This is a genomic window from Pantoea septica (genome assembly GCF_002095575.1).
GTDB lineage: Bacteria > Pseudomonadota > Gammaproteobacteria > Enterobacterales > Enterobacteriaceae > Pantoea > Pantoea septica.
The window spans coordinates 21574-36527 of the sequence record NZ_MLJJ01000012.1 but is presented as its reverse complement, the minus strand read 5'-3'; the positions used below and the strand labels follow the sequence as shown (position 1 = coordinate 36527).

Annotated in this window: 11 protein-coding genes; 6 read left to right on the top strand and 5 right to left on the bottom strand. The window is 57.1% G+C overall.

What is annotated here, in order from left to right; genetic code table 11:
• Positions 1 to 477: 477 nt before the first annotated feature.
• A complete protein-coding gene (locus HA46_RS08545) occupies positions 478 to 1827 on the bottom strand; it encodes an MFS transporter (RefSeq protein WP_084883667.1) in 1350 nt (449 codons plus the stop codon).
• Between the two features lie 225 nt (positions 1828 to 2052).
• Between HA46_RS08545 and rluB the strand changes: the two genes are divergently transcribed.
• Complete coding sequence (gene rluB / locus HA46_RS08540; protein WP_033790340.1) at positions 2053 to 2934, top strand: 23S rRNA pseudouridine(2605) synthase RluB; 882 nt, start codon at positions 2053 to 2055, stop codon at positions 2932 to 2934.
• Between the two features lie 35 nt (positions 2935 to 2969).
• Here the strand turns inward: rluB and cobO are convergent, their stop codons facing one another.
• Both cobO and HA46_RS08530 read right to left on the bottom strand, forming a co-directional pair.
• Entirely contained in the window at positions 2970 to 3560 is a 591-nt protein-coding gene (gene cobO / locus HA46_RS08535; protein ID WP_033790339.1) for a cob(I)yrinic acid a,c-diamide adenosyltransferase, read from the bottom strand.
• Positions 3560 to 4321 (bottom strand): YciK family oxidoreductase, encoded by a 762-nt coding sequence (locus tag HA46_RS08530; protein WP_033790338.1) that lies wholly within the window; start codon positions 4319 to 4321, stop codon positions 3560 to 3562. Before HA46_RS08530 ends, cobO begins: the two co-directional genes overlap by 1 nt.
• A gap of 174 nt (positions 4322 to 4495) precedes the next feature.
• Here HA46_RS08530 and sohB point away from each other — a divergent pair, with 174 nt between their 5' ends.
• The gene (gene sohB / locus HA46_RS08525; RefSeq protein WP_033790337.1) at positions 4496 to 5545 is read left to right on the top strand and encodes a protease SohB; all 1050 of its coding nucleotides are present in this window, start codon (positions 4496 to 4498) and stop codon (positions 5543 to 5545) included.
• Between the two features lie 87 nt (positions 5546 to 5632).
• Here the strand turns inward: sohB and HA46_RS08520 are convergent, their stop codons facing one another.
• Positions 5633 to 5881: a YciN family protein gene (locus tag HA46_RS08520; RefSeq protein WP_084883666.1), complete on the bottom strand. Its 249-nt coding sequence runs from the start codon at positions 5879 to 5881 to the stop codon at positions 5633 to 5635.
• Positions 5882 to 6252: 371 nt separating this feature from the next.
• Here HA46_RS08520 and topA point away from each other — a divergent pair, with 371 nt between their 5' ends.
• From topA to acnA, 4 genes are all read left to right on the top strand, one after another.
• Entirely contained in the window at positions 6253 to 8850 is a 2598-nt protein-coding gene (topA, locus tag HA46_RS08515; protein WP_033790335.1) for a type I DNA topoisomerase, read from the top strand.
• A gap of 198 nt (positions 8851 to 9048) precedes the next feature.
• Positions 9049 to 10023, top strand: coding sequence for an HTH-type transcriptional regulator CysB (gene cysB, locus HA46_RS08510; protein ID WP_033746805.1), 975 nt, complete (start codon positions 9049 to 9051; stop codon positions 10021 to 10023).
• Between the two features lie 495 nt (positions 10024 to 10518).
• Positions 10519 to 10677 (top strand): YmiA family putative membrane protein, encoded by a 159-nt coding sequence (locus tag HA46_RS08505; RefSeq protein WP_071997406.1) that lies wholly within the window; start codon positions 10519 to 10521, stop codon positions 10675 to 10677.
• A 623-nt stretch (positions 10678 to 11300) separates the two neighbouring features.
• Positions 11301 to 13982 carry an aconitate hydratase AcnA gene (acnA, locus tag HA46_RS08495; protein WP_084883662.1) on the top strand — a complete coding sequence of 894 codons (2682 nt, stop codon included), beginning with the start codon at positions 11301 to 11303 and terminating at the stop codon, positions 13980 to 13982.
• A gap of 179 nt (positions 13983 to 14161) precedes the next feature.
• On the opposite strand, the gene ribA is transcribed toward acnA, so the two are convergent.
• Positions 14162 to 14758: a GTP cyclohydrolase II gene (gene ribA, locus HA46_RS08490; protein ID WP_033790330.1), complete on the bottom strand. Its 597-nt coding sequence runs from the start codon at positions 14756 to 14758 to the stop codon at positions 14162 to 14164.
• Between the last annotated feature and the right edge of the window lie 196 nt (positions 14759 to 14954).

The following is a 14954-nucleotide window of genomic DNA, read 5'->3' as shown; positions in this document are numbered from 1 at the left end:
ACTTTCGCTGGGGCAACGCTATAAGATTAATAATACGAAAGTGATTATTTGCGTTTCTGGCTCTGATTCTACCGTTAAATAATATGGAGACAAGCGATTAAGATTAATCTTAAAAAGAAATGCGAATAAATAGGGTAATAAACCAATCTGTGGTTTTAAAGGCAGGTTTAAAGTGGGGTGGGCATGCAGGTAACGCGTTCTGCGTGAAATTATCAGAATAATATACTGCTGAGGCAATCAATGCCAGATGAAAAAATGCGACAGGAATGCGCGCAAAGATTAACGTTCTTTTAATTGTGTCGTATGTCTAATGAATCCTCTGCTGCCGCGATACATTAGCAGCAGCAATCAGAGCCGGCGGCGCGTAAAAGTATTTCCGCTTCAGCAGCTTGGCGAGAAAAATGCGCAAAGCGCCTGTTTGCGGCAGATTAATCATTGCCCTCCGCGAAGAGGGCAGTTGCCAGGAAACAGGTCGAGTCATCGCCGCTGCCAGCTGTGATATTCCGCCTTGCGCCGTCCCGGCGCGGTCTCCGGCAATCGCGCCAGACCCACCAGGGAGATCGCTCCCAGCACCCCGACATAGAGCGCCAGCCCATACCAGTGGCCGTCCGTGACCTGCAGGATTTTAACCGCGGCCAGGCCGAGAATGCCGCTGCCGATCAATGAGCCGATTTGCCAGATCACCGCGATGCCGCTGCAGCGGATATGGGTAGGAAACAGCTCGGGGAACCACGACGCCTGCGGCGCGTAACACATGCTGTGGCCCAGCGTCAGCGCCACGATCATGGCGATCTGCGTCAGCCAGTAGCTGTTTTGCTGCAGGGCGAGGAAAAAGGGCACGATTGCCAGCACGATCAGCAGCGCGCCCAGCAGATAAACCGGTTTGCGCCCGATACGATCGGAAAGCGCGCCCATCAGCGGAATGGCGAAAATTTCCAGTATCACCGCCACAATCATGCTCTCCATCAGAATATTGTTGTCGAGCTGGTTCGCTTTGCCCCATGCCAGAATGATCACCGTAAACAGCGCGAAGGCGCAGGCTTCGATCAGCTTTGCGGCCACCCCGTTCAACACCAGCCCCGGATAAGCCTGGATCACCTCTTTGAGCGGCCGCGACTCTGCCGCTTTCGTGGCGCGTATCTCGGCGAACACCGGCGACTCGTCAATACGCAGGCGGATAAACAGCCCGACGATCACCAGCAGCGCGCTCAGCAGAAAGGGCACGCGCCAGCCCCAGCTCATCATCTGATCCGCCGTCAGCAAGGCGTTCAGGACGGCGAACAACGCCAGCGGCAGCAGAAAGCCGGTCGGCGCGCCAATCTGCACCCAGCTGGCGAAGTAGCCGCGCCGCGCGGGCTGCGCATACTCCGCGGTCATTAGCACCGCGCCAGCCTGCTCGCCGCCGACGCCGAAACCCTGCAGCAGACGGATAAGGATAAGGGATATCGGCGCCCATATGCCGATGGTGGCGTAGGTCGGCAGCAGGCCGATGCAAAAAGTGCCCAGGCCGACGATGAGAATGGTGACCACCAGCGCTTTTTTACGGCCCACCTTATCGCCGATATGGCCGAAGATAATCCCGCCGACCGGCCGCGCCAGAAAGCCGACGGCGTAGGTGGCGAAGGCGGCCAGGGTACTGACCAGGGGATTATCGCTGGGAAAGAAGAGGTGGCCGAAGAACAGCACCGCAGCGGTGCCGTAGGCGAAAAAATCATAATATTCCGCGGCAGTGCCGATGGCGGATGCGCTGGCGACCCGGCGAATCACGCTCTTGTTGTCGGCGCCTGCGGCGCTCGCGCGCGCGGTCGGGGAAAAGAGAGAAGTCATAGCAGTAACCCTTATGTCAGAGGTTGGGCTACCATACAAGTCTACATGGAGATCTGTTGCGAAGATGATCACAGTTGTTAAATAAGAGTCACGCCAGCTATCCTGATTAAGCAGGTTACAAAGCCGTAAATAAAAGGTATAATAAGCGGAATGCCATAACTTAAGTTATTGATTTTAAAGAATTTTAACCCAAATGACGCCTGGGAAGGCGACAGTGAGGCCGCTATGAGCGAAAAGTTACAGAAAGTCCTGGCACGTGCAGGCCACGGTTCCCGTCGTGAAATCGAAGCAAAAATCGCCGCCGGTCGCGTCAGTATCGACGGCAAACTCGCCACCCTGGGCGACCGCATTGAAAATGACAAATCCCTGAAAATCCGCATCGACGGCCATCTGGTTTCTATCGCCGAGTCGGCGACGGAAGTCTGCCGCGTGCTGGCCTACTATAAGCCTGAAGGCGAACTCTGCACCCGCAGCGACCCGGAAGGCCGTCCAACGGTGTTCGATCGCCTGCCGCGTCTGCGCGGCTCCCGCTGGATTGCGGTGGGACGTCTTGACGTCAATACCTGCGGACTGATGCTGTTCACGACCGACGGCGAGCTGGCGAACCGTTTGATGCATCCGAGCCGCGAAGTCGAGCGCGAATATGCCGTGCGCGTATTTGGTCAGGTCGACGATGATAAAATTCGTCAGCTGAGCAAAGGGGTGCAGCTGGAGGATGGCCCGGCGGCCTTTAAAACGCTGCGCTTCGCCGGCGGCGAAGGGGTCAACCAATGGTATAACGTCACCCTGACCGAAGGACGCAACCGCGAAGTGCGCCGCCTGTGGGAAGCGGTTGGCGTGCAGGTCAGTCGCCTGATGCGCGTGCGCTACGGCGATATCACGCTGCCGAAAGGCTTGCCGCGCGGCGGCTGGATGGAGATGGATCTGACGGCGGTGAACTATCTGCGCTCGCTGGTGGGCATGGATGACGAGACGGTCACCAAGCTGGCGGTAGAAAAAGATCGCCGCCGCACCAAGGCGAATCAAATTCGTCGCGCGGTTAAGCGCCACACGCAGGTGAGCGGCAGCGGTCGACGCAGCAGCAACGGCGGCGGCAAACGCGGCTAATAAAAAACGCAGCTCACGGGCTGCGTTTTTTTTGGCTACCAGTCGATGCCTTGCTGCGCCTGGATCCCGGCGTCGAAGGCGTGCTTCACGGGCCGCATTTCGGTCACGGTGTCCGCGCGCTCGATGAGCGCGCGATGGCAGCCGCGCCCGGTCAGGATTACGCTCTGATGCGCCGGACGCGCCGCCAGCGCGCGTTCCAGATCGTCCAGCGACAGATAATCCATGCTCACCATATAGGTAATCTCGTCGAGCAGCACCAGATCCAGGGTATCGTCCGCCAGCATGCGCATGGCATGCTGCCACACCGACTGACAGGCGGCGGTATCGGTCGCGCGGTTTTGCGTCTCCCAGGTAAAGCCGGTGGACATCACCTGAAACTCCACGCCGTGCTGCGCCAGCAGATTGCGCTCGCCGTTGGGCCATTCACCCTTGATAAACTGGATAACGCCCACCTTTTTGCCGTGCCCTACGGCGCGCAGCGCGGTGCCGAAAGCGGCGGTGGTTTTGCCTTTGCCGTTGCCGGTAAAGACCATCATGATGCCGCGCGTTTCCGTCGCGGCAGCGATACGCGCGTCAACCTGCTCTTTCAGCCGCTGCTGCCGCTGCTGGTGGCGATCGTCGCCCATTACTCTGCCGCTCCGGGTTTACGGCCGGGCTGCGCATCAAAACTGATGCCGGTTTTACGGCGGCTGTCGTCGCCCATGACATAAAGGTAGAGCGGCATTAGATCGGCCGGCGTTTTCAGCTTGTCAGCATCTTCCTGCGGGAAGGCAGAGGCGCGCATTTTGGTGCGCGTGCCGCCAGGATTGATACAGTTGACCCGCAGCGACTGGTTCTTATATTCATCCGCCAGCACCTGCATCATGCCTTCGGTGGCGAACTTCGACACCGCATAGGCGCCCCAGCCGGCGCGGCCGGTACGGCCCACGCTGGAGGTGGTGAAGACCAGCGAGCCGGCGCTTGATTTCAGCAGCAGCGGCAGCAACGCCTGGGTCAGGAAAAAGGTGGCGTCGAGGTTAATCTTCATTACCTGCTGCCAGATCTGCGGATCCAGCTCGGCGAGCGGCACGATCTCCCCCAGAATGCCGGCGTTGTGCAGCACGCCGTCCAGGCGCGGAAACTGCTGCGCCAGCTGGTCGGCCAGCTGCTGACAGGATGCCGGCGTCGCCTGCGCCAGATCGAACACCAGGCAGTGCGCCGGGCGCAGGCCGAGCTGAGCGATCGCCTGCTGTGTTTGTTCCAGCCGCGGCAGGTTGCGGCCGAGCAGGATAACTTCCGCGCCGTAGCGCGCATAGGTGATGGCGGCTTCGCGGCCAATGCCGTCGGAGGCGCCGGTGACGAGAATGATGCGGTTTTGCAGCAGGTCGTTTTTCGGTTGATAGTGCACGACGTTTTCCTTGAGCGCGTAAACGGGTTTTGGGCTTTATGCCTCAATTCTCTGGAGGGTGCAATCATCCGCAGGCGCTTTCTGTGCCGGCCGCTGGCATTTCAGGCGACGTGAGGCGCTAAACCCGGTAAACTCTCCGATCGGTGCTAATTCTCTGTTTAATAAGGCGGCAGAATGGATTTACTCTCCAACTATGGATTATTTCTCGCTAAAGCGGTGACGGTGGTCATCGCGGTCGCCGCCGTCGTGGCGATTATCGTTAACGCGGCGCTGCGCAAGCGCGGCCAGGCGGCCGGACAACTGCGGCTGACGCATCTGGGCGACGACTATCAGCAAATGAAGGACGATCTGCAGCTGGCTAAAATGAAGCCGCAGGTGCAGAAAGTGTGGCTAAAGCAGCATAAAAAAGCGGAAAAGCAGAAGGCGAAGGCGGAGAAACGCGCCGCGAAGCAGGGCGTCGTCGAGAGCCAGAAGCCAACGCTCTACGTGATCGATTTCAAGGGCAGCATGGACGCCGGCGAAGTCACGGCGCTGCGTGAAGAGGTTTCCGCCGTGCTGGCGGTGGCGGAGAAGGGCGACGAGGTATTGCTGCGGCTGGAGAGCCCGGGCGGGGTGGTGCACGGCTACGGCCTGGCGGCGTCGCAGCTGCAGCGCCTGCGCGATCGCGGGCTGCGCCTGACGGCGGCGGTGGATAAAGTGGCCGCCAGCGGCGGCTACATGATGGCCTGCGTGGCGGATCGCATCGTGGCGGCCCCTTTCGCCATCCTCGGCTCCATTGGCGTGGTGGCGCAGATCCCGAACTTTAACCGTCTGCTCAAGCGCAACGATATCGATGTCGAACTGCATACCGCCGGGCAGTACAAACGCACTCTGACGCTGTTTGGCGAGAATACCAACGAGGGCCGCGAGAAGTTTCAGGAAGATCTCAACGAAACGCACCTGCTGTTTAAAGAGTTTGTGCATCAGATGCGTCCGTCGCTGGATATCGACAAAGTCGCGACGGGCGAACACTGGTATGGCCGCCAGGCGCTGGCGTTGAATCTTATCGACGATATCAGCACCAGCGACGAGCTGATCATCAGCCAGATGGAACTCTTCAACGTGCTGGGCGTGCACTATGCGCGTCGCCGCAAAATGCTCGACCGTGTCACCCACAGCGCCGGCTCGGTAGCGGAACGCCTGCTGATGAAGTGGTGGCAGCGCGGCGAGAAGCCGCTGCTTTAACGGCCCGTCAGGCTGCGAGCGAATGCCCAGGCGGGGCGTTCGCTCGCAGCAGCCGTCCGCAAACAAACCCGGCTGACGCCGGGTTCTTTATGCCAGGTGATAGCGCGACGAGAGCGTCAGCGCCAGATATTTAAAGACGTTGAACACCGCCGTGGTTTTCGCCGTCGGCAGCCCTTCGTCATCAAGAAAAAAGGGGCCGCGAAATACCAGCACGTCGCCCTGCTGAATCACCTCGTCAGCTTCCAGACCGGCAAAATAATCGTCATGTTCGCGAATAAGCGAATTGGCTTTTTCCAGTAGCGCCTGGCGTGAAATGGGTTGGGTATTTTTCTGCATTGAATATCGCCTTTTTGACATGCACAAAATCCTTTCTATATTACGTGCCAAAAGCGCTGCGCGGCAAATCAGCAAAACGCGTGAAAATCTGGCGCAAAATTCAACTGAGTGCTAATTAAGTTGCGTAACGAATTTTATCAGGTAGAGTGTGGGCGATTCAGATTTCAGGGAGATCACACCGGGAAGTGTGATTGTGTCAGATGAAAAAGTCGCTCTTATTCATACCCTTGCATAAACATATGCCAGCTGGCCCGAGATTGACCCCGCAGCCTTGAAAAGCAAAAAAGGCGCAACAATATTGAACCCACTGGGTTTCTGGGCATCAAATCCTCTCCCGTTTATCAGGACGTTTTCATTAGGTAAAGGTACATATGGGTAAAGCACTCGTCATCGTTGAGTCCCCGGCAAAGGCCAAAACAATCAATAAATACCTCGGTAGTGACTACGTGGTGAAATCCAGCGTCGGTCATATCCGTGATTTGCCGACCAGTGGTTCAACCGCGAAAAAGAGTGCTGACGGGGCCGGCGACAAAAAAGCGAAAAAAGTTAAAAAAGATGAAAAGGCCGCGCTGGTCAGTCGCATGGGCGTCGATCCCTATCACGGCTGGAAAGCGGATTATCAGATCCTGCCCGGCAAGGAAAAAGTCGTCTCCGAACTGAAAGCGCTGGCGCAAAACGCTGACCACATTTATCTCGCAACCGACCTTGACCGCGAAGGGGAAGCCATCGCCTGGCACCTGCGGGAAGTCATCGGCGGCGACGACAAGCGCTTCAGCCGCGTCGTGTTCAACGAAATCACCAAAAATGCGATTCGTCAGGCGTTTGAAACGCCGGGCGAACTAAATATCGACCGCGTCAACGCCCAGCAGGCGCGTCGCTTTATGGACCGCGTCGTCGGTTATATGGTTTCGCCGCTGCTGTGGAAAAAAATTGCGCGCGGCCTTTCTGCCGGTCGCGTACAGTCTGTGGCGGTGCGTCTGGTCGTTGAGCGCGAGCGGGAAATCAAAGCGTTCGTGCCGGAAGAGTACTGGGAACTGAACGCCGATCTGCATACCGCGAAAGGCGACCTGCTGGCGATGTCGGTCACCCACCAGAACGACAGCCCGTTCCGTCCGGTTAACGGCGAGCAGACCCAGGCCGCCGTCGCGCTGCTGGAAAACGCCCGCTATGAAGTGGTGGATCGCGAAGATAAACCGACCAGCAGCAAGCCCGGCGCGCCCTTTATCACCTCGACGCTGCAGCAGGCGGCGAGTACGCGGCTCGGCTTCGGCGTCAAGAAAACCATGATGATGGCGCAGCGCCTGTATGAAGCGGGCCACATTACCTACATGCGTACCGACTCCACCAACCTGAGTCAGGATGCGCTGGCGATGGCGCGCGGCTACATCGACGAAAACTTCGGCAAAAAGTATCTGCCAGAGACGGCGAACACCTACGCCAGCAAAGAGAATTCCCAGGAAGCGCATGAGGCGATCCGTCCCTCCGACGTCAACGTCGTGGCGGAGAAGCTCAAGGATATGGAAGCGGACGCTCAGAAGCTCTACCAGCTGATCTGGCGTCAGTTCGTCGCCTGTCAGATGATGCCGGCGCAGTACGACTCCACCACGCTCACCGTCGCCGCCGCCGGCTTTAAGCTGAAGGCGAAAGGGCGCACGCTGCGCTTCGACGGCTGGACGCGCGTGATGCCTGCGCTGCGTAAAAACGACGAAGACCGTACGCTGCCGCACGTCGCCAAAGGCGAAACGCTCGATCTGCAGCAGCTGACGCCAAGCCAGCACTTCACCAAGCCGCCCGCGCGCTTCAGCGAAGCCTCGCTGGTGCGCGAGCTGGAGAAGCGCGGCATCGGCCGTCCGTCCACCTACGCCGCCATTATCTCGACCATTCAGGATCGCGGCTACGTACGCGTGGAGAACCGCCGTTTCTATGCCGAGAAGATGGGCGAGATTGTCACCGATCGGCTGGAAGAGAACTTCCGCGACCTGATGAACTACGACTTTACCGCCACCATGGAAGACAGCCTTGACCGCGTCGCCAATAACGAGGCGGAATGGAAAGGCGTACTGGATAACTTCTTCAGCGACTTTACTCAGCAGCTGGACAAGGCGGAGAAAGATCCGGAAGAAGGCGGCATGCAGCCGAACCCGATGGTGCTCACCTCTATTGACTGTCCGACCTGCGGACGCAAGATGGGCATCCGCACCGCCAGCACCGGCGTCTTCCTGGGCTGTTCGGGCTATGCCCTGCCGCCGAAAGAGCGCTGCAAGCAGACCATCAACCTGATCCCGGAAAACGAAGTGCTGAACGTGCTGGAAGGCGACGACGCTGAAACCAACGCGTTGCGCGCCCGTCGCCGCTGCCAGAAGTGCGGCACGGCGATGGACAGCTATCTGATCGATCCGCAGCGCAAGCTGCACGTCTGCGGCAATAACCCAGAGTGCGACGGTTACGAAATCGAGCAGGGCGAATTCCGCATCAAGGGCTACGACGGTCCGGTAGTGGAGTGCGAGAAATGCGGTTCGGAAATGCACCTGAAAATGGGGCGTTTCGGCAAGTATATGGCCTGCACCAACGACGACTGTAAAAACACGCGTAAAATCCTGCGTAACGGCGAGGTTGCGCCGCCGAAAGAAGATCCGGTGCCGCTGCCTGAACTGCCGTGCGAGAAATCGGACGCCTATTTCGTGCTGCGCGACGGGGCGGCAGGCGTGTTCCTCGCGGCTAACACCTTCCCGAAATCGCGTGAAACCCGCGCGCCGTTAGTGGAAGAGCTGCAGCGCTTTAAAGATCGTCTGCCGGAAAAGCTGCGCTACCTGGCTGAGGCACCGGCGACAGATGCTGACGGCAACAAGACGATGGTGCGCTTTAGCCGTAAAACCAAACAGCAGTATGTCGCCTCCGAAAAAGAGGGCAAAGCGACGGGCTGGTCGGCGTTTTACATCGACGGCAAGTGGCAGGAAGCGAAAAAGTAATTTCCTCTCTTTATCTAAGGCCAGCGCTGCTGGCCTTTTTCTTAGCCTTATATCAAAACGTTCTACATTCCTTCTCACGATGATATAGTGGTTATAGCATTTCCGACATGTTCCTGTGCTTTGCCTCTTTTCTCACCGATCCGGCGAAAATACGTCAATCGGGGATGCTGCTCTGTAGCTTACTGGGATGGAACAGATATGAAATTGCAGCAGTTGCGCTATATCGTCGAAGTGGTTAATCACAACCTGAACGTCTCTTCGACAGCAGAAGGCCTTTACACTTCTCAGCCGGGCATCAGTAAGCAGGTGCGCATGCTGGAGGATGAGCTGGGCGTGCAGATCTTTGCACGTAGCGGCAAACATTTAACTCAGGTTACTCCGGCTGGCGAGGAGATCATTCGCATCGCCCGCGAGGTGCTGTCCAAAGTCGATGCGATAAAATCGGTGGCGGGAGAGCATACCTGGCCGGACAAGGGCTCGCTCTATGTGGCGACAACCCATACCCAGGCGCGTTATGCATTGCCTGGCGTAATTAAGGGCTTTATCGAGCGCTATCCGCGCGTCTCTTTGCATATGCATCAGGGTTCGCCGACGCAGATCGCCGAAGCGGTCTCCAAAGGCAACGCCGATTTCGCCATCGCCACCGAAGCGCTGCATCTCTACGACGATTTGATTATGCTGCCGTGTTACCACTGGAATCGCGCCATCGTGGTGACGCCCGATCATCCGCTGGCGGGCAAGGGCCAGGTCTCTATCGAAGAACTGGCGGAATATCCGCTGGTGACCTACACCTTCGGCTTTACCGGACGGTCGGAGCTGGATACCGCCTTTAACCGCGCTGGACTGACGCCGCGTATTGTTTTCACCGCAACCGACGCAGACGTTATTAAAACTTATGTTCGCTTAGGCCTTGGCGTGGGCGTTATCGCCAGTATGGCAGTCGATCCCATCGCCGATCCCGATCTGGTGCGCATTGAGGCGGCGGAAATTTTCACCAACAGCACCACGAAAATCGGCTTCCGGCGCAGCACCTTTTTGCGTAGCTATATGTATGATTTTATTCAGCGCTTTGCGCCGCACCTGACGCGTGATGTGGTCGATGCGGCGGTTGCGCTGCGCTCTAACGAAGATATCGAAGCAATGTTCAAAGATATCAAGCTGCCGTTTAAGTAGCTCCGCGTTTCGTTTAGCATTGCTAAAGGCTGCCCTGGGCAGCCTTTTTTGTGCGTAGTCGTTAGCGCCACCTTAATGTCGAAAAATGTTTTTATTTTTTTGTAAATGAAACATTGATCACATGTTTTTCTGTTTGCGTTACTTAAATGAGAAACAGTACACAATTTTAACTTTGCCGCTTTGCGCCATGCCAGGATTATTCCCATACTCCAGTTAAGACCTGATGTGAAAGCGCTTTTTATCAGGACTTATAAAGTTAACTCAAATTTGAAATGGCCCTAATCGTAATTTAACTCAAATTTGCAATCTAATAATTCAATTAAGGAAATGTATCGCGGTTCATTATTCCTTAAGTTTTCAGGCCACGTTGATTAATAGCGTTAATCGTTGTGCTCAATAAAAATAACTGGATTTTCGGCCTTAATGAGTTTAGGATTCCTCCTAAATCTTAATCGATGTTATCAATCGTTTTATTGAGAGTGATTATCAAAAACTATGGCTACGAGACTGACTGTACAACCGGACTTCCGGGCAAAAAGCACCAAGGTTGAGCGCTCTGGTAACACCCGTCGCAAAGCCTGGTTAACCGTAATAGCTGCTTCTGCGCTGTTCTGGGTAGTTGTAGCATTGATGATCTGGCGTATATGGGGCTAAACCATGTGGGCAAACACACTCAGCCGTAAACAGTCGTTATCCGCGCCTCAGCTTCAGGCGCCTGCCTGTAAAGGCAAAGAGAGCAGCGTGACGGAACGCAAAGTGACTATCCCGGATAGCTGGGAACTGAGTGAAAATCAGCGTCACTTCATCGAGTCTTTCATGGACACGAAAGCTAAATAAGCTGTCAGCGTAACTGGCTTCGCCAGCGTAATACTTCTTTCCGGTTATCCGGCGGGCAGATTAAAAGCCCACTCTTTTACACTCAGCATAAAAAAGGTGTCATCTGTCTGATGACTGCAGGATTTTTTACGCCCGAATTCGGGAGGAGTGACGTATGAATATGACTATCAATAGCACTAAGATCTCCTGGCTGAGCGCATATGCATTCTCGTTTGCATTCTGGGCAGCGGCCGTATGGATTGCTGTATAACCTGAAAGCGGTATTTCTTCTTATTCTTTTCGCCAGCGCCCCGCAGAGTCTGCGGGGCGTTTTCGTTTGTCTGCGCAATGGTGTAGCATTTCGTGTTGTAATCAAAACGTTAAAGAAAATGTAGTCTATCTTTAACATAAACCTTGTTCTCTCTGAGGTTAACGCGATCACGATAAGAAAAGGAGGAGCTATGTCGGACACCCTACGCCAGCAGAGTCAGGACACGCTGCAGGTCGACAAGCAGCAGTATCATATTTTCAGTCTACCCCGCGCCGCCCAACACCTCGGCAACATCGACCGCCTTCCCAAATCATTAAAAGTGCTGCTGGAGAATCTTCTGCGCTGGCAGGATGGCGATTCCGTGACGGAAGAGGATATTCAGGCGCTGGTTGGCTGGCAGGAAAATGCCCATGCCGATCGAGAGATTGCCTACCGTCCTGCGCGCGTGCTGATGCAGGATTTTACCGGCGTGCCGGCAGTCGTGGATCTGGCAGCGATGCGCGAAGCGGTGAAGCGCCTCGGCGGCGACGTAGCGAAGGTCAATCCGCTCTCGCCGGTCGATCTGGTTATCGACCACTCCGTCACCGTGGATCACTTCGGCAACGACAGCGCGTTTGAAGAGAACGTCGAGCTGGAGATGGCGCGCAACCATGAGCGCTATGTCTTTTTACGCTGGGGCCAGAAAGCCTTTAATAAATTCCGCGTCGTGCCGCCGGGCACCGGCATCTGCCATCAGGTAAACCTGGAGTATCTCGGCAAATCGGTCTGGCATGAACAGATCGACGGCAAACAATTCGCCTGGCCAGATACGCTGGTCGGCACCGACTCGCATACCACCATGATCAATGCGCTCGGCGTGCTGGGCTGGGGCGTCGGCGGCATCGAAGCCGAGGCGGCGATGCTCGGACAGCCGGTATCCATGCTAATCCCGGACGTGGTCGGTTTTAAGCTGACCGGCAAGCTGCGTCCCGGTATTACCGCCACCGATTTAGTGCTGACCGTGACGCAGATGCTGCGCAAGCATGGCGTGGTCGGCAAGTTTGTGGAGTTTTACGGCGACGGGCTGGCGGATCTGCCGCTGGCTGACCGCGCGACTATCGCCAATATGGCGCCGGAGTATGGCGCAACCTGCGGATTCTTCCCGATCGACGACGTCACGCTGGGCTATCTGACGCTCACCGGGCGCGATGCCGAGCAGGTCGCGCTGGTGGAAGCCTATGCCAAAACCCAGGGGCTATGGCGCAATCCGGGCGACGAGCCGATCTTCACCAGTTCGCTGGCGCTTGATATGGACAGCGTTGAATCGAGCATCGCCGGCCCCAAACGCCCGCAGGATCGCGTTTCCCTCGGCGATGTGCCTGCCGCGTTCAACGCCAGCAACGAGCTGGAGGTGAATCATACTCAGCCGGCGCATAAATCGGTCACTTATACCGATAGCCGCACCGGCCTCAGCCATGAGATCGAGGACGGCGCCGTGGTGATCAGCGCCATTACCTCCTGCACCAACACCTCCAACCCGAGCGTCCTGATGGCGGCGGGGCTGCTGGCGAAAAAAGCGGTTGAGCGCGGCCTGAAGCGTCAGCCCTGGGTAAAAGCCTCGCTGGCGCCGGGTTCGAAAGTGGTTTCCGACTATCTGGCGGTCGCGCAGCTGACGCCTTATCTCGACAAGCTGGGCTTCAACCTGGTGGGCTACGGCTGCACCACCTGTATCGGTAACTCCGGGCCGCTGCCCGACGAGATTGAGGCCGCGATTAAAGAGGGCGATTTGACCGTCGGCGCCGTGCTTTCCGGCAACCGCAACTTCGAAGGCCGCATTCATCCGCTGGTGAAAACCAACTGGCTGGCGTCGCCGCCGCTGGTGGTCGCCTATGCGCTGGCGGGCAATATGAAGATCAATCTGCAGACCGAGCCGCTGGGGCAGGATGCGCAGGGCAGGGACGTTTTCCTGAAGGATATCTGGCCGTCGCCGGAAGAGATCGCCACTGCGGTGCAGCAGGTGACCAGCGACATGTTCCATAAAGAGTACGCCGAGGTGTTCTACGGCACCAAAGAGTGGCAGGAGATCAAAGTGAGCGAAGCGGCCACCTATGCGTGGGACGAGGGCTCTACCTATATTCGCCTGTCGCCGTTCTTTGACGATATGGAGCGCGAGCCGAAACCGGTTAAAGATATCAAAGGGGCGCGCGTGCTGGCGATGCTTGGCGATTCCGTGACCACCGACCATATTTCGCCCGCCGGCAGCATCAAAGCGGACAGTCCGGCGGGAGGCTATCTCCAGTCGCACGGCGTCGACCGGGCCGACTTCAACTCCTACGGCTCACGCCGCGGTAACCATGAAGTGATGATGCGCGGCACCTTCGCCAATATTCGTATTCGCAACGAGATGGTGCCCGGGGTTGAGGGCGGCTATACGCGCCATATTCCCAGCGGCGAGCAGCTGGCAATTTATGACGCGGCGATGAAATATCAGCAGGAGGGCACGCCGCTGGCGGTGATCGCCGGTAAAGAGTACGGCTCCGGTTCGAGCCGCGACTGGGCGGCGAAGGGCCCGCGTTTACAGGGCGTGCGCGTGGTGATCGCCGAGTCGTTCGAGCGTATCCACCGTTCCAACCTAATCGGCATGGGCATTCTGCCGCTGGAGTTCGCGCCGGGCGTGACGCGTAAAACGCTGCAGCTGACCGGAGAAGAGGTGTTTGATATCGACAACCTGTCGCAGCTGCAGCCGGGCTGTACGGTGCAGGTCACGATGACGCGCCCGGACGGCACGCAGGAGACGCTGGAAACGCGCTGCCGCATCGATACCGGCAACGAACTGACCTATTATCGCAACGACGGCATCCTGCACTACGTTATTCGCAATATGCTTAACTAAACGCAACGCCGGGGAAACCCGGCATAGGATCATAAACGGCTAACGCGGACGGCAGGGGCCGATCGCGAAGAGAGCCAAAACGGCATTTCTGCCGGCTCGACCTGCGCCTTTCATGGCGCAGGTCGCTTCGCTCCTCAAACCCTGCCGCCCGCGTCTCAGCACTGAAGCTGGCTCAGCAGCTATTCCGATTTCGGCAGCAGATGCCCCATCTTCGCGGCTTTGGTATCCAGATAGTGCGCGTTCTTCGGGTTGCGGCCGACGACCAGCGGCACGCGCTCAACGATGTTGATGCCCGCTTCGCTGAGGATCTCCACCTTACGTGGATTATTGGTCAGCAAACGGACTTCGTTCACGCCCAGCAGCTTAAACATATCGGCGCACAGCGTGAAGTCGCGTTCGTCCGCCGCAAAACCGAGCTGGTGATTGGCTTCGACGGTGTCATAGCCTTTATCCTGCAGCGCATAGGCGCGGATCTTGTTCAGCAAGCCGATATTGCGGCCTTCCTGACGATGGTAGAGCAGGGCGCCGCGACCCTCTTCGGCGATGGCGTTCAGCGCCGCTTCCAGTTGAAAACCACAGTCGCAGCGTAAACTGAACAGCGCGTCGCCGGTCAGGCATTCCGAATGAACGCGCGCCAGCACGGGCGTGTTATCGCTGATGTCGCCGAAAATGAGCGCGACGTGATCGTGACCGGTTGCCAGTTCTTCAAAACCTACCATGAGGAAATCGCCCCAGGGCGTGGGCAGTTTGGCTTCTGCCACCCGTTTAAGCTGCATGTGACTCTCCAGAACCTTCAGAGGATGCGCTATTCTAAAACAGCGCACAGGCCAGTATGGCCTGAAAAAATTGGCAATATTGTGCCACAACGTGAAGTTGGGCTGGTAATTTGTCAGAGCGATTGTAGTGATAAAGCACGATTATCCAATGCGCAATAAGTTATGTTATTATTTTTTAAGATAAAGTTATTTGCAA

Bases quoted from the DNA above. Each gene is read 5' to 3' on its own strand.
- HA46_RS08545 (WP_084883667.1), bottom strand. From the start codon at position 1,827: ATGACTTCTCTCTTTTCCCCGACCGCGCGCGCGAGCGCCGCAGGCGCC.
- rluB (WP_033790340.1), top strand. From the start codon at position 2,053: ATGAGCGAAAAGTTACAGAAAGTCCTGGCACGTGCAGGCCACGGTTCC.
- cobO (WP_033790339.1), bottom strand. From the start codon at position 3,560: ATGGGCGACGATCGCCACCAGCAGCGGCAGCAGCGGCTGAAAGAGCAG.
- sohB (WP_033790337.1), top strand. From the start codon at position 4,496: ATGGATTTACTCTCCAACTATGGATTATTTCTCGCTAAAGCGGTGACG.
- HA46_RS08520 (WP_084883666.1), bottom strand. From the start codon at position 5,881: ATGCAGAAAAATACCCAACCCATTTCACGCCAGGCGCTACTGGAAAAA.
- topA (WP_033790335.1), top strand. From the start codon at position 6,253: ATGGGTAAAGCACTCGTCATCGTTGAGTCCCCGGCAAAGGCCAAAACA.
- cysB (WP_033746805.1), top strand. From the start codon at position 9,049: ATGAAATTGCAGCAGTTGCGCTATATCGTCGAAGTGGTTAATCACAAC.
- HA46_RS08505 (WP_071997406.1), top strand. From the start codon at position 10,519: ATGGCTACGAGACTGACTGTACAACCGGACTTCCGGGCAAAAAGCACC.
- acnA (WP_084883662.1), top strand. From the start codon at position 11,301: ATGTCGGACACCCTACGCCAGCAGAGTCAGGACACGCTGCAGGTCGAC.
- ribA (WP_033790330.1), bottom strand. From the start codon at position 14,758: ATGCAGCTTAAACGGGTGGCAGAAGCCAAACTGCCCACGCCCTGGGGC.